This window comes from Paenibacillus sp. Y412MC10 (assembly GCF_000024685.1).
Lineage (GTDB): Bacteria > Bacillota > Bacilli > Paenibacillales > Paenibacillaceae > Paenibacillus_AQ > Paenibacillus_AQ lautus_A.
In genome coordinates this window covers 6,187,501-6,200,288 of the sequence record NC_013406.1, presented here as the reverse complement: position 1 = coordinate 6,200,288, position 12,788 = coordinate 6,187,501, and the positions used below count along the sequence as shown (strand labels likewise).

The 12,788-nt window shown below is 52.3% G+C and carries 15 protein-coding genes (1 of these 15 running past the window's edge); 14 read left to right on the top strand and 1 reads right to left on the bottom strand.

What is annotated here, in order from left to right; genetic code table 11:
- Window positions 1–4: 4 nt before the first annotated feature.
- The 13 genes from GYMC10_RS27380 to GYMC10_RS27320 all read left to right on the top strand — a co-directional run bounded on the left by GYMC10_RS27380 (window position 5) and on the right by GYMC10_RS27320 (window position 11,862).
- Window positions 5–199 (top strand): PLDc N-terminal domain-containing protein, encoded by a 195-nt coding sequence (locus GYMC10_RS27380; protein ID WP_015737460.1) that lies wholly within the window; start codon window positions 5–7, stop codon window positions 197–199.
- Window positions 196–1,119: an ABC transporter ATP-binding protein gene (locus GYMC10_RS27375; protein WP_015737459.1), complete on the top strand. Its 924-nt coding sequence runs from the start codon at window positions 196–198 to the stop codon at window positions 1,117–1,119. The genes GYMC10_RS27380 and GYMC10_RS27375 overlap by 4 nt, the downstream gene beginning before the upstream one ends.
- Window positions 1,116–1,892 carry a hypothetical protein gene (locus GYMC10_RS27370; RefSeq protein WP_015737458.1) on the top strand — a complete coding sequence of 259 codons (777 nt, stop codon included), beginning with the start codon at window positions 1,116–1,118 and terminating at the stop codon, window positions 1,890–1,892. Before GYMC10_RS27375 ends, GYMC10_RS27370 begins: the two co-directional genes overlap by 4 nt.
- A 211-nt stretch (window positions 1,893–2,103) precedes the next feature.
- Window positions 2,104–2,484 carry a hypothetical protein gene (locus GYMC10_RS27365; RefSeq protein ID WP_009594088.1) on the top strand — a complete coding sequence of 127 codons (381 nt, stop codon included), beginning with the start codon at window positions 2,104–2,106 and terminating at the stop codon, window positions 2,482–2,484.
- A 174-nt stretch (window positions 2,485–2,658) separates the two neighbouring features.
- Window positions 2,659–2,946: an Asp-tRNA(Asn)/Glu-tRNA(Gln) amidotransferase subunit GatC gene (gene gatC, locus GYMC10_RS27360; RefSeq protein WP_009594109.1), complete on the top strand. Its 288-nt coding sequence runs from the start codon at window positions 2,659–2,661 to the stop codon at window positions 2,944–2,946.
- 20 nt (window positions 2,947–2,966) lie between these two features.
- Window positions 2,967–4,424 (top strand): Asp-tRNA(Asn)/Glu-tRNA(Gln) amidotransferase subunit GatA, encoded by a 1,458-nt coding sequence (gene gatA, locus GYMC10_RS27355; protein ID WP_009594131.1) that lies wholly within the window; start codon window positions 2,967–2,969, stop codon window positions 4,422–4,424.
- A 30-nt stretch (window positions 4,425–4,454) separates the two neighbouring features.
- A complete protein-coding gene (gene gatB / locus GYMC10_RS27350; RefSeq protein ID WP_015737457.1) occupies window positions 4,455–5,894 on the top strand; it encodes an Asp-tRNA(Asn)/Glu-tRNA(Gln) amidotransferase subunit GatB in 1,440 nt (479 codons plus the stop codon).
- 217 nt (window positions 5,895–6,111) lie between these two features.
- Window positions 6,112–6,570 carry a GNAT family N-acetyltransferase gene (locus tag GYMC10_RS27345; protein WP_015737456.1) on the top strand — a complete coding sequence of 153 codons (459 nt, stop codon included), beginning with the start codon at window positions 6,112–6,114 and terminating at the stop codon, window positions 6,568–6,570.
- Window positions 6,571–6,619: 49 nt separating this feature from the next.
- A complete protein-coding gene (locus GYMC10_RS27340; protein WP_015737455.1) occupies window positions 6,620–7,333 on the top strand; it encodes an MgtC/SapB family protein in 714 nt (237 codons plus the stop codon).
- A gap of 196 nt (window positions 7,334–7,529) precedes the next feature.
- Window positions 7,530–8,147: a hypothetical protein gene (locus GYMC10_RS27335; protein ID WP_015737454.1), complete on the top strand. Its 618-nt coding sequence runs from the start codon at window positions 7,530–7,532 to the stop codon at window positions 8,145–8,147.
- Window positions 8,148–8,204: 57 nt separating this feature from the next.
- On the top strand, window positions 8,205–9,524 hold the full coding sequence (locus GYMC10_RS27330) for a DUF4097 family beta strand repeat-containing protein (RefSeq protein ID WP_015737453.1): 1,320 nt from the start codon (window positions 8,205–8,207) through the stop codon (window positions 9,522–9,524).
- An 87-nt stretch (window positions 9,525–9,611) separates the two neighbouring features.
- Complete coding sequence (locus GYMC10_RS27325; protein ID WP_015737452.1) at window positions 9,612–10,031, top strand: Fur family transcriptional regulator; 420 nt, start codon at window positions 9,612–9,614, stop codon at window positions 10,029–10,031.
- A 79-nt stretch (window positions 10,032–10,110) separates the two neighbouring features.
- Window positions 10,111–11,862 carry a glycosyl hydrolase family 18 protein gene (locus tag GYMC10_RS27320; protein ID WP_144374358.1) on the top strand — a complete coding sequence of 584 codons (1,752 nt, stop codon included), beginning with the start codon at window positions 10,111–10,113 and terminating at the stop codon, window positions 11,860–11,862.
- Between the two features lie 131 nt (window positions 11,863–11,993).
- Here the strand turns inward: GYMC10_RS27320 and GYMC10_RS27315 are convergent, their stop codons facing one another.
- Window positions 11,994–12,359, bottom strand: a complete 366-nt coding sequence (locus GYMC10_RS27315) for a YgzB family protein (RefSeq protein WP_006212663.1) — start codon at window positions 12,357–12,359, stop codon at window positions 11,994–11,996.
- Between the two features lie 185 nt (window positions 12,360–12,544).
- Between GYMC10_RS27315 and GYMC10_RS27310 the strand changes: the two genes are divergently transcribed.
- A protein-coding gene (locus GYMC10_RS27310; RefSeq protein ID WP_015737450.1) for a nucleotidyltransferase-like protein crosses the window boundary here: on the top strand, window positions 12,545–12,788 show its start. Its footprint extends 638 nt past the window's final position; the window shows 244 of its 882 coding nt (coding positions 1–244); the start codon lies at window positions 12,545–12,547; the stop codon falls past the right edge of the window.

Here is a 12,788-nt window from a genome sequence, read left to right as displayed (position 1 = left end):
TGTTATGGATATTAACTGGGGATTGATCTGGCCGATTCTTGCACTGCAAGCGATTCTTGCGGTCACGGGTCTTATATCTTTGTTTCGGGCAGAGCCGGCAAACATACGTGGGCCGAGATGGATGTGGGTGTTGATTATATTGCTGGGTAACATTCTTGGCAGCATTGCTTATTTTATTGCGGGGAGGCGAGAGGCTTGACGGAGAAACTTCTTAGCATTCATGAACTGACCAAAAGCATCGGAAGCATCATGCCGGTTAAAGGCATCTCGTTTGAATTGAAGCGCGGAGGCTGTACGGCACTGCTGGGACCGAACGGCGCAGGGAAGACGACAACGCTGCGAATGCTGGCAGGATTGATTCCTCCGACCCGGGGCGAGATCCGATATGGATCGGGAGATGGCCATACGGACAGTTGGCGTCACCGGATTGGTTACTTGCCGCAGTATCCGAAGTTTTATAGCTGGATGTCAGGTATGGAATATTTGTCGTTTAGCGCCAAGCTGTCGGGATTATCCGGAAAAGAGGCCCTTCGGCGAAGTCGGGAAGTGATCGAGATGGTGGGCCTGCAGCAGGCTGCCAAACGCCGGATATCCGGTTATTCCGGCGGAATGAAGCAGCGGCTTGGCATCGCACAGGCGCTTGTGCACGAGCCGGAGCTGATCATGCTGGACGAGCCGGTATCGGCGCTGGACCCAATCGGACGCCGGGAGGTTATGGACCTGCTCGACCGCCTGCGGGGGGAAGTCACCGTTCTGTTCTCGACCCATGTGCTTCATGATGCGGAAGAAATTTGCGATGACATGATACTGATGGTAGACGGGGAGATTGCGGAGAAGGGCGCGCTTAGCGAACTACGCACGAAATACCGCCAGCCGGTCTTATCGATTGATGTTGAACCGGGGGAGCGGGAAGTTGCTTGGCTCGACAGTCTCGCGAACCGTCCTTATGTGCAAGAGATCGAGCTCGGCAAACGCGGCGCCAAGCTGATGGTGACGGATATGGAGGTGGCGCGTGCCGCTTTAATCCAAGAGCTTGCCGACGGCGGAATCGAGCTGCTTCGTTTTGAAGCCGGCACGTCTACGCTCGAGGATATGTTTATGAAGGTGGTGGGCTCATGAAGCCGTTCTGGATCTATTATCAAAAAGAGATGCTTGAGTCCGGCCGGACCTATAAATGGATTTGGGTCCCCGCCGTTTTTCTGCTGCTTGGCATTATGCAGCCGGTATCGACCTATTATTTGCCGGAAATCCTGACCATGGCCGGAGAAGTGCCGCCGGAAGCAGCGGCGTTATTTACCGTCCCGTCCGCCGAGAGCGTGATGGCGTCAGCCTTAAGCCAGTTCAGCGTCATCGGCCTGCTGGTGCTTGTGCTTGCGGGGATGAACACGGTAGCTGGGGAAAGGGCCACCGGCACGGCTGAGCTTGTTCTTGCCCGCTCGGTATCCACGATTCCCATGATGGCTGCCAAATGGGCCGCCATGATGACTTTGATAGCCGCATCCTTTGCGCTTGGGCTTGGCGGCGCAGCGTATTATACGCATCTGCTCATCGGTCCCTTGGAATGGGGAGCGGTGGCCAGCGGCGGGGGATTGTATGTCGTATGGCTGGCTTGGATCGTAACGCTTGCCTTGCCGCTCGGCGCCGTCCTCCGCGGCCCTGCTGCTGCTTTCATCAGCTTGGCGGTGGCCGGCGCGCTTTCGCTCTTGTCCGGTTTGCTGCCCTCCCGCCTTCAATGGAACCCGGGCCGATTAAGCAGCATGGCCGCGGAGCGGATTGTCGGCGAAGTGAGCAGCGTCTGGTCTCCGATCATCGTGGCGATACTGCTCATGGTGCTGTCGATTATCGTTGCCGCGAGGCTGCTCAGACGGAGCCCATTGTCCCCGCAATCCTAGTTTCCATGGGAGATTCAGGTTTTATCTGAATCACATGGACATCTCTATCTTTTTTTAGTAGACTATGAAGATAAGAAAATGGCAATCGACTTACTTTTCGGAAGACAGACCGCATATAGCGGAAGTTTTCTTGGGAAATAAGGATGATTAGCTGTAGAAGTTTATACTTTCTTATCGCTTGAAAAAGGATAGACAACTCAGGAGGTAGACGATGCTGCGTTTAGGGGAAAAGATCACAATCGTTGCGGATGCCTTTGAGCAGAATCTTCCAATCGGTCAATACGGTTATATCATCGCGTATGACCGAAATCCGGACAATGCGTTCGATTACGTCATTCGGATTCCGAGCCTCAACCGTAATTTTTTTGTTCCGGCGGATGATGTAGAGCTGGAATCAATCGTGTTGAAACAGGAAGCCGAGCGGGTCGAGCGGGAAGCGCTCATCGATTTCGCCCTGTCGACATATAATGAGAAGCTGTTTCGTCAAGTGATGAACGGCGAGTTGGAAAGTGTTGAAGAGGAAGAGGAAACCAAGGAAGCAATGTCCCAGGCGGACTTCATCAAACAGGTGAATCTTCGCGCTTGGATCTAGAAGAGTCGGCTGAGGCCGACTCTTTTTTGAAGTGACGGGCAAGCAGTTCCAGAAAGCTCCACGCTTCAAGCCATTGGATTGAATCTTCCATGCTTCTACAATATAATGAGAAAAGTTATCGAGACAGACTTTACCCCTTTAACTGGATAGGGGCATGAAGGAGGACACAAAGCCATGAGCATTACCGATAAGGATGTTCAGCATGTAGCAAAGCTGGCCCGATTAAATTTGACGCCTGAAGAAGAGCAGATGTTTACCGGCCAACTGAATGCGATTTTACAATATGCCGAGAAATTAAACGAATTGGATACAGACGGCGTTGAGCCGACTACGCACGTGCTGCACCTCAGCAATGTCATGCGGGAAGACGAAGTGCGCGAGAGCCTGCCGATCGAGAAAGTGCTGCTCAACGCACCGGATGAAGAAGACGATCAAATTAAAGTACCTGCTGTTTTGGAATAGCCTGGAGGGAGGATACACACTTGAGTCTGTTTGATTACAAGTTATCGGAGATACATAATAAGCTGCAGAATAAGGAGCTTTCCGTAACCGATCTGGTCGACCAAGCGTTTACCCGTATTTCCGAACGTGAGGATCGGGTAAAGGCATTTATTACGCTGGACGAGGAAGGCGCGCGTACATCGGCCAAGGCTTTGGACGACAAGCTGGCTGCTGGGGAGACGCGCGGACTGTTGTTCGGACTTCCTGTCGGAATTAAGGACAATATCGTAACGGAAGGGCTTCGCACCACATGTGCAAGTCAGTTTCTGTCTAATTTCACGCCGGTTTACGATGCGACGGTTGTCGGTAAATTGCGCGCGGCGGACACCGTAACGATCGGCAAGCTGAACATGGATGAATTTGCAATGGGAGGCTCCAATGAGAACTCCAGCTTTTATCCCGTACGCAACCCATGGGACTTGGACCGTGTACCAGGCGGATCGAGCGGCGGCTCGGCTGCGGCCGTAGCTGCCGGCGAAGCTTACTTCGCGCTGGGCTCGGATACCGGCGGCTCCATTCGGCAGCCGGCTTCTTACTGCGGCGTCGTGGGACTTAAGCCGACCTACGGACTCGTATCCCGGTTTGGCCTTGTCGCCTTCGCTTCATCGCTGGATCAGATCGGGCCTTTGACGAAAAACGTAGAAGATTCTGCCTATGTTCTTCAAGCCATCGCCGGTTATGACCCGATGGATTCGACATCCGCCAAAGTGGACGTGCCCGACTATCTGAGCGCGTTGTCCGGAGACGTTGCCGGTCTGCGCATCGCCGTGCCTAAAGAATATTTGGGCGAGGGCGTTGATGCCGAAGTGAAGGAAACCGTCCTGAACGCGCTGAAGGTGCTTGAATCGCTGGGCGCTACCTGGGACGAAGTTTCCCTCCCGCATACCGATTATGCGGTCGCTACGTATTATCTGCTTGCTTCTTCGGAGGCTTCCTCGAATCTGGCCCGCTTTGACGGCGTGCGTTACGGCGTTCGTTCCGACAATGCAGGCAGCCTGATCGACCTGTATCACGAATCCCGCAGCCAAGGCTTCGGGGATGAGGTGAAACGCCGCATCATGCTGGGGACTTACGCGCTCAGCTCGGGCTATTACGATGCCTATTATTTGAAGGCGCAGAAAGCCCGCACCCTCATCAAGCAGGACTTCGATAAAGTATTCGAGCAATATGATGTCATCATCGGACCTACGGCTCCGACTACGGCTTTCAAGCTGGGGACGCAAGTCGATGATCCACTGACGATGTATTTGAACGATATCCTGACGATTCCTGTCAGCCTGGCGGGAGTGCCGGCAGTAAGCGTCCCTTGCGGATTCGCGGACGGACTGCCCGTAGGAATGCAAATTATCGGGAAAGCTTTTGATGAGTCGACCGTGCTGCGCGTCGCGCATGCCTACGAGCAAAATACAGATCATCATAAACGGCGCCCTGAACTGTAAACCGGCGGCAGAGAAGGAGGGAAACAATCGATGTCTACATCTAAATATGAAACGGTTATCGGATTGGAAGTTCACGTAGAGCTGCATACCCATTCCAAAATTTTTTGCGGCTGCTCCACTGCGTTCGGAGCTCCGCCGAACACGCATACATGTCCCATCTGCCTTGGCCATCCCGGCGTACTGCCCGTATTGAACCGCCAGGCTGTGGAATATGCCATAAAGGCTGCCATGGCGCTGAACTGCACCATCGGCGATGTCAGCAAATTCGACCGCAAGAACTATTTCTACCCGGATTCCCCGAAAGCATACCAGATTTCACAGTACGATCAGCCGATCGGCGAAAACGGCTGGATCGATATTGAGGTGGACGGGAAGACGAAGCGGATCGGCATTACCCGCCTGCACCTGGAGGAAGATGCCGGCAAGCTCACGCATGTCGACGGAGGTTATGCATCGCTGGTCGACTTTAACCGGGTCGGAACGCCGCTCGTTGAGATCGTGTCCGAACCGGAGATCTCAACGCCAGAGGAAGCCAAGGCTTACTTGGAGAAAATGCGCGCGATTATGCAGTATTGCGACGTATCCGACGTGAAGATGGAAGAGGGCTCGCTTCGCTGCGACGCCAACATCAGCCTTCGTCCATGGGGACAGAAGGAATTCGGAACGAAAGCCGAGCTGAAGAACATGAACTCCTTCCGCGGCGTGCAGCGCGGATTGGAATATGAGCAGTTCCGTCAAGCGGAAATCCTTGATGAAGGCGGCGTGATCGTACAGGAAACGCGGCGCTGGGACGAAGCCCAGGCGAAGACCTTCTCCATGCGAGGCAAGGAGCAGGCGCACGACTACCGCTATTTCCCGGACCCGGATCTGGTATCGGTGCATATCAGCGAAGAGTGGAAAGAGGCGGTTCGCGCGACGATCCCCGAGCTTCCGGATGCTCGCAAGGCCCGCTATGCTTCCGAGTACGGCTTGCCGGACTATGATGCTGCGGTCATTACGTCATCCAAGCTGCTCGCCGACTTTTTTGAGGACAGCTTGAGCTACACGAAGGATGCCAAATCCGTATCCAACTGGATCATGGGCGATCTGCTGGGTTATTTGAACTCGAACAATCTGGAACTGTCTGAAGTGAAGATTACGGGCCAAGGCTTGGGCGAGATGATCGGCTTGATCGAGAAGGGGACCATCAGCAGCAAAATCGCGAAAACCGTCTTTAAGGAGATGCTGGAAAGCGGCAAGCTGCCTGCGCAAATCGTTGAGGAAAAGGGACTTGTCCAAATCAGCGATGAAGGTGCGATCAAAGGCATCGTCGAGCAGGTGGTCGCGAACAATCCGCAATCCGTGGAGGATTACAAGGCAGGCAAACAGAAGGCGATCGGCTTCCTGGTTGGTCAAGTGATGAAAGAGAGCAAAGGGAAAGCCAACCCGGCCCTCGCCAACAAACTGCTGGTTGAGGTGCTGAACGGATAATTAAACGATCCGGGGGTTTCCTCGAATCATGTTTTTAGAAGATGTGGAGCTTGTCCCGAAATCGGGGCAAGTTCCTTTTTAAGATATCAGAAAGTATGAACTTCGGAGAGGCTGCTGCCTGATATCGCCAGAAAAGATACCGTTAAACGCGGCCTGTCTTCTTTGAGAGAACGCCGATGACTTTTTTCTTACAATAACTCGGTTAGGGGATGAACGGATGATTAAGGAACTATCCTTGGAGGATCGGGATACCGTACAGCAGATATGGAGCCTGCAGCACATGGCGTACCCTTTGGAAGCCGAATTGATCGGATTCTCCGAAATTCCTCCGCTGCTGGACACCTTTGAGACGATCCGTGCGAGCGGGGAAACCTTTTTTGGTTATATAAATGAAGAAGGGGATCTTATCGGAGCCATAGCGGTAGAGCCCGAAGAGGATCAGGTTACCATATCGCGGATGATGGTCCATCCCGGTCATTTTCGCAAGGGTATCGCGGGGAGTTTAATTCGCCACGTGTTGGAATCTTATAAGGAGGCGCCCATGTTCGTGGTCTCGACAGGGACTCGTAATACACCTGCGGTAACCTTGTACGAGAAATTCGGGTTTGTTAAAAATCACGCTTTTGAGGTAGCTCCGGGTGTGGAATTGACCGAGTTCCATCTTCATATACAATGAATGATCAAGCATAAGCGATTGAAGCAGATGTGAGGGGAGTATCGTTCTTTTGAATAATCCTTGGGTGATAGATAATGTATCCATTTTATTAAGATTGCTGCTGGCTATGCTGCTTGGCGGCTTGATCGGTTTCGAACGGGAACGTTCCAACCATGCTGCAGGACTGCGCACGCATATATTGGTATGTTTGGGTTCTACGCTTATTATGCTGTTATCCATTTACGGCTTCTCCGACTTTGTAGACGAGATTAACGTTCGGATTGATCCAGCGCGCTTGGCAACGGCCGTCATTACAGGGATCGGTTTCTTGGGTGCCGGTACCATTCTGTTTACAGGTAAATCCATTACCGGACTAACCACTGCTGCATCCATCTGGGTTGTGGGGGCCGTGGGGTTAGCGATTGGTGCCGGCTTTTATTTTGCCTCGATCGTATCGACGGTGCTGATTCTTCTTAATCTGGTTGTCTTCAATAAGCTGGAGCAGCGTTACATCCGCGGCAGCAAACTGCATCTGATTACTGTCCATGCAGCGAATACGCCGAATATTTTGGATGACATATCCGCTGTTCTGGAGGAACAGGAATTCGTGATCAAGAAGCTTATCGTTAACGAACGAAGCAGTGCGGCATACGGGGAGCTGCAGCCTGCGGTATTAGGCCTCGAAATCTCGCTGCAGGTTTTGACCGATCGCAAATTCGAACCGATGGAGATCACCCGGCAGTTGCGGGGAATCGGCCACGTAACGATGGTAACGGCTGAGTAACCGGTTTCCATCATCATAACCAAACGGCATCTGCTGAATTACCGGCAGGGCCGTTTTTTTGTAGGCTTATCAGCTTCTCCTGAACGGCCTATCCAGTTTTTTGCCAGTTACTTCGGCTTCGCATTGGGGTACTATCAAAGAAAAACATCGGTAAACAACGCCAGTCCCTTGATGTTTGGAAGGAGGCGAGAAGGTTATGAATCCAACCACCGAAATGCAAACCGCAGTCCGCAAGAAAAAAAGGCGCTCGATTCGGATGAAGCGGCATCCCGGACTTCAGCGAAAAAGACGGAAACTCTACGCGCTTTTATTAGCCGCTCTCATTCCAGGTTTGGGTCATCTGTACCTCGGCATGTACCGTAAGGGAATCACGTTCATCATGCTACTGCTGCTGGATATATCGGCGCTTCTATATTTCTCTTCCATCGGCATGCAGATCAACGTTCCGCTGCTTGTCGTGCTGGGGCTTCTGATTCCGGTCGGTTATTTCTATAACGTGTATGACGTGCTGCAGGCAGCCGAATATATTATTTCCCGAAAAAGACGCGGCGAGGCAGCCGCTGCTTCCGGAGGTGACGGAAGAGGGAACGGGGCGAATCATCTGTTCCGCGGCGAACGGGGAATCGCTTTTGGCTTGATGCTGGTTGTTACCGGGTCCCTGCTCATTTTGTTTCACCAGAAGCCGCCTTGGCTGCAGCAGGGGATTCGCGACTACGGTGCGGAGGCCTCCGCCGTCGTGCTCATCGTTATCGGGATTTGGGCCGGGATCCGGGAAGCTCTCAGGCATCATAAAGACAAGAGAGAATCCCTATAGTACACGTACAGCGGCACATGGGTGAAAGCCGCGTAATCAGACGAGGGGAGGAGACGGATGAAACATAAAATCAGAGTTGGGCGATATACGGCCGCCTTGCTGCTTGTCAGTACGGGCGCTTTGCTGCTGCTTGACGAGTGGAGAGGGACGGATTATATATTCATGCTCCAGCGTTGGTGGCCGCTGCTGTTTATCCTGCTCGGCGTTGAATATATAGTCAGGTATACGCTGTCCCGCGCCCTGGGCCGGCGCAGGGAATTTCGGTTTCGGCCGGATATTCGGGGAATTCTGCTGGCAGTCGCCGTTACGGCGTCCGTATTCGTGATTTCCCAGCAGGAGCATTTCCTTCATCTCTGGAACCGGGTGAGCCTGAATTTGACGGCAGCGGGCGTGGATTACAGCGAAGCGGAAGATAACCGGTTCCAGAAGCCGGCACTGGATATACCGGTGGAGCTCGACACCGAGAAGATCATCGTCGATCACTTGAACGGAGATATCTCCATCACGCGACAGGATGTCGACGATATCCGGGTCGAAGCGGTAGTGTGGGTCGACCGAGAGCAGCCCGGTGTAGCGGAGGCGATCGCCGAGCAGTCGACGATCGAGGTCGGGGAAGGCAAGACGATCACGATTCGGTCCAAGGGAAAAGCCTATGGAGAATCGGGTAAACGGCAGCCCCGAATGAATTTGAATATCGAGGTCCCGGATGATCGCCGGTTCAATTTTGAGATACGGACGATGAACGGAGCGATTACCTTAAACCGCGTGGAGGCGATTGAGAATATTTTGCTGGAGAGCGGGAATGGGCCCATCACGATGGATCGGGTCTACGGGAATGTCACAGGCAAAACGCTGAACGGCGAAATAACCGCGCGCGGCGTTATCGGTAATATTAAAATGTCCACCAACCGCGGGAATATGCTGGCCGTCGACATCACGGGCGAGACCGACTTGACCACGCAAGTAGGAAACATGACGGTAAAACGAACGACGGATCATATCCGGGTCCAGACGAGGAACGGCAATATTCTGATCAGCGGCGCGGAGTCGCAATTAAGCGCCGAGTCCCTTAATGGCGGAGTAGCCATTCGTTCCCCTCGGATCGGAGGCGATTGGAATGTATATAGCGCGGTTGGAGAGATGAATCTTCACGTTCCTCTAGAGGGCGATTACAAGCTTGAAGGGACGATTAGTTATGGAAGAATTCTGACCACGCTGCCTAATCTTAAGATCGAGCAGAAAACCATTTCCGGGGAATCCGGCACCGGCGAGCATTCCATTCGGATTGAAGGTAACAGTAACCTGAACATTTACCGGAGCTACCCGGAACAGGAGGAAGGCCGGAACAGCGGGGGCTGGACGCCTCTGCCGGATTGACAACAATCCAAGAAACGCCGTACAATAAAGCGTAAGAGCGATCTAAGCTTTGTAAAAACCAGTTAACCTTGAAGGCGGTGGGCAACCATGGGAACGTCCGTACAGCATGCGCTGGAACAACTGAAAACGACCGGTGTCCGTATCACGCCGCAACGTCATGCGATTTTAACGTATCTGGTGGAATCTATGGGCCATCCGACAGCGGATGAAATTTATCGGGCTCTGGAACCTAATTTTCCTAGTATGAGCGTAGCCACAGTATATAACAATTTAAAAATGTTTATTGAAGCCGGCATGGTGCGTGAGCTGACGTACGGAGACAATTCGAGTCGTTTTGACGCCAACGTCTCCGACCATCATCATGTCATCTGTCAAAGTTGCGGCAAAATCGAAGATTTCAGCTATCCGTCCCTCGAAGATGTGGGAGTGCAGGCTGAGAAAAGCACCGGATTTGAAGTAAAAGGACTGAGAATGGAGCTGTATGGGCTCTGCAAGTCCTGTCAATAGACGCCGGTTGTTATAGATGATGAACGTGCGGAATGAACCATTCCACACGTTTTTATTTTTAAGGGCTTATTTTTTCGCGATGGCATTGGGTGCGAAAGTGAAATGGGGGAGCAGTTTGGCAAGAAGAAGATATCGGGGAAAAAAGAGGCGTACAAACAGAAGCTCTTTTTATCTGGGGCTGATGCTGATTGCGGCGGGGGTTTGGTGGGTTGTCACCACGTTGTTTCCGAACCAGACCTATACCGTACCGGACTGGCGCGGAATGGACAAGCCGATTTTCGTTCAGGGCGAATTGAAGGAGCATCCTGCTCTGGGGTCTGGCGAAGAGCTGCTGCTGCCGATCACGGTGATTCAGGAGAGCGTGGATGCCAACATCCGTTACGAGCAGGAAACGGAATCCATTATTATCACGACTTCCGAATCGGTTTTTCGCATGAAGATGGATAGCACGAAGGGGGAACTGAACGGCAAAACGGTGACCCTGCCGTATGCGCCTGAACTGGTTAACGGCATTGCTTATGTTCCGCTGAAGCCGCTCAAACAGCATTATGGCGTGGCCGTTCACGAAGACTCGGTAACAGGCGCGATCATTTTGATGCGCGCCGGGGATGCGATTCAGCTTGCGAAGGCGGCTCCCGGTAAACCTGAGGACACCGTGGCTCTGCGCGAGAGCGGGGAGAAGAAGTCCCCGATTGTACTGGACATGCCGGCCGGTGAGCGGATTCGGGTATGGCGCGAAGAGGAGGGATGGTTATTCGTTCAGGCGGATAACGGGTATACCGGATATGTTCTTAAAGAGCAGATCGAGCTTGGGGAACTGAAGGAAATTCCGGCTCTGAAGCAGACCCCTTCGCGGGCTGAGCTGGAATGGAAGGACAAGTCGGTCAACCTGGTATGGGAAGCCGTTTACACCAAGAATCCAAGCACGGATAGCATTGGCGAACTGCCCGGTGTCAACGTGGTCAGTCCGACCTGGTTCAGCATCGTGGACGGAGAAGGAACAGTCAAGTCCAAAGCGGTTAAGCATTATGTGAGTTGGGCGCATAACAGGAACAAGGAAGTTTGGGGTCTTATGGACAACAGCTTTGACCCTGACCTGACAACTGAAGCGCTGTCTACGTTCGATAGAAGATCCCATATCATTGAACAGATGCTGGCTTATGCCAAGCAATACAATCTCGACGGTATCAATATCGACTTTGAAAATGTCTACACCAAGGATAAAGATCATGTCGTACAATTCGTGCGGGAAATGAAGCCGCTGGCCAAAGCCAGAGGTTTGGTTGTGTCCATCGATGTTACGCCCAAATCGAACAGCGAGATGTGGTCGCTCTTTCTCGACCGGAAACGACTCGGCGAAACCGTTGATTACATGATGGTGATGGCCTACGACGAGCACTGGGCCACCAGTCCGAAAGCTGGATCGGTCTCCTCACTGCCATGGGCTGAGCAGTCGGTAAGGCGAATCATGGAAGAGGATGCAGTACCGCCATCCAAGCTGGTGTTGGGCGTACCGTTATATACAAGGGTCTGGACGGAAACGAGCGAAGCGGGAGAGACGAAGGTGTCCTCCAAAGCGATTGGTATGGAGAAGCTGCAGGCCCTGCTGAAGGAGCAGAAGGTGAAAGGCTCGCTGGATGCCGGGACCGGACAGAATTATGTCCAATTCACGGAGGGAGAGTCCATTAAGAAGATATGGATGGAAGACGGCACTTCATTGCAATCCCGGGTCAAAATGGCCAAAAAGCTGGAGCTTGGCGGCATTGCTTCCTGGAATCGAAGCTTTGCCGTCCCGGAAACCTGGCATGTTCTTAAGACGATACACGATTAGGGATCCATGAACTTATCATTCTCATCCTAAACACAAAGAACCCGGTTATCGCGAGGATAACCGGGTTCTTTGTGTTTATTCGTCTTAAGCGTTGCGAATCCTACATAATAAGCAGGTTCTGCAAATCCTTGTTAGGATTTGGTCTGCTGGGCTTCAAGCTCTTCTGCTGTGATGTTGGCTTGGCTTGGATCCAGCGTCAAAATCGTATGACAGAACATGCAGCGGTCGGTTTTGCCCAGCATTTTGGTCAGTTTATTGCACTCCGGGCACTGGATTTGGACGGCGCTCGTGGACAGCATGCCTGCCCAAAAGTAAATGCCGAGACTTCCCAGCATCATAATCAGGCCAAACACCAATCCGATACCGGCAAATATTTTGCCTGCTTGTCCAAAGAATACGATACCGGCTGTGCCAAGCACCATAAGGCCCATGCCGAGCATTGTCAGCAGCAATCCCCATGTGCGGAAGGCGTTGATTTTTGCATTCTTAAAGATCATGCTCGAAAACTCCTGTCCATTCAAATAGTTGTTTATGGAATAAGGCGAAACAAGAAATGAAATCTTGAATTCCGTTTGTCATCTTATAAGATCTTATCTCCTAAAAGAAGGAACTTACATGGACATGTAGAATTACATTATAACTGAAATGGCTGAAATTCGCCAAGGAATGTATGGAGGGAAACGTGGAATTAACCAACTTTTCTTTTTATTATGGAAATACGGTTGATGAGGAAGCTGTAGGAGCGATAGCATACCGTAATTCGGACAAAATGCAGCGAGGATCACTAGTTCACGATTTTGAGGTCAATATTGTTGTCGTGTATGACGGAACGCCTGATGAGCCTCCCATCCAGCATTCTATCGTAGGCGGGGAACGCTGTCAGGTGTTAAGCATCGGCTTGGACGAATTGCATCGGGAACTCCTGA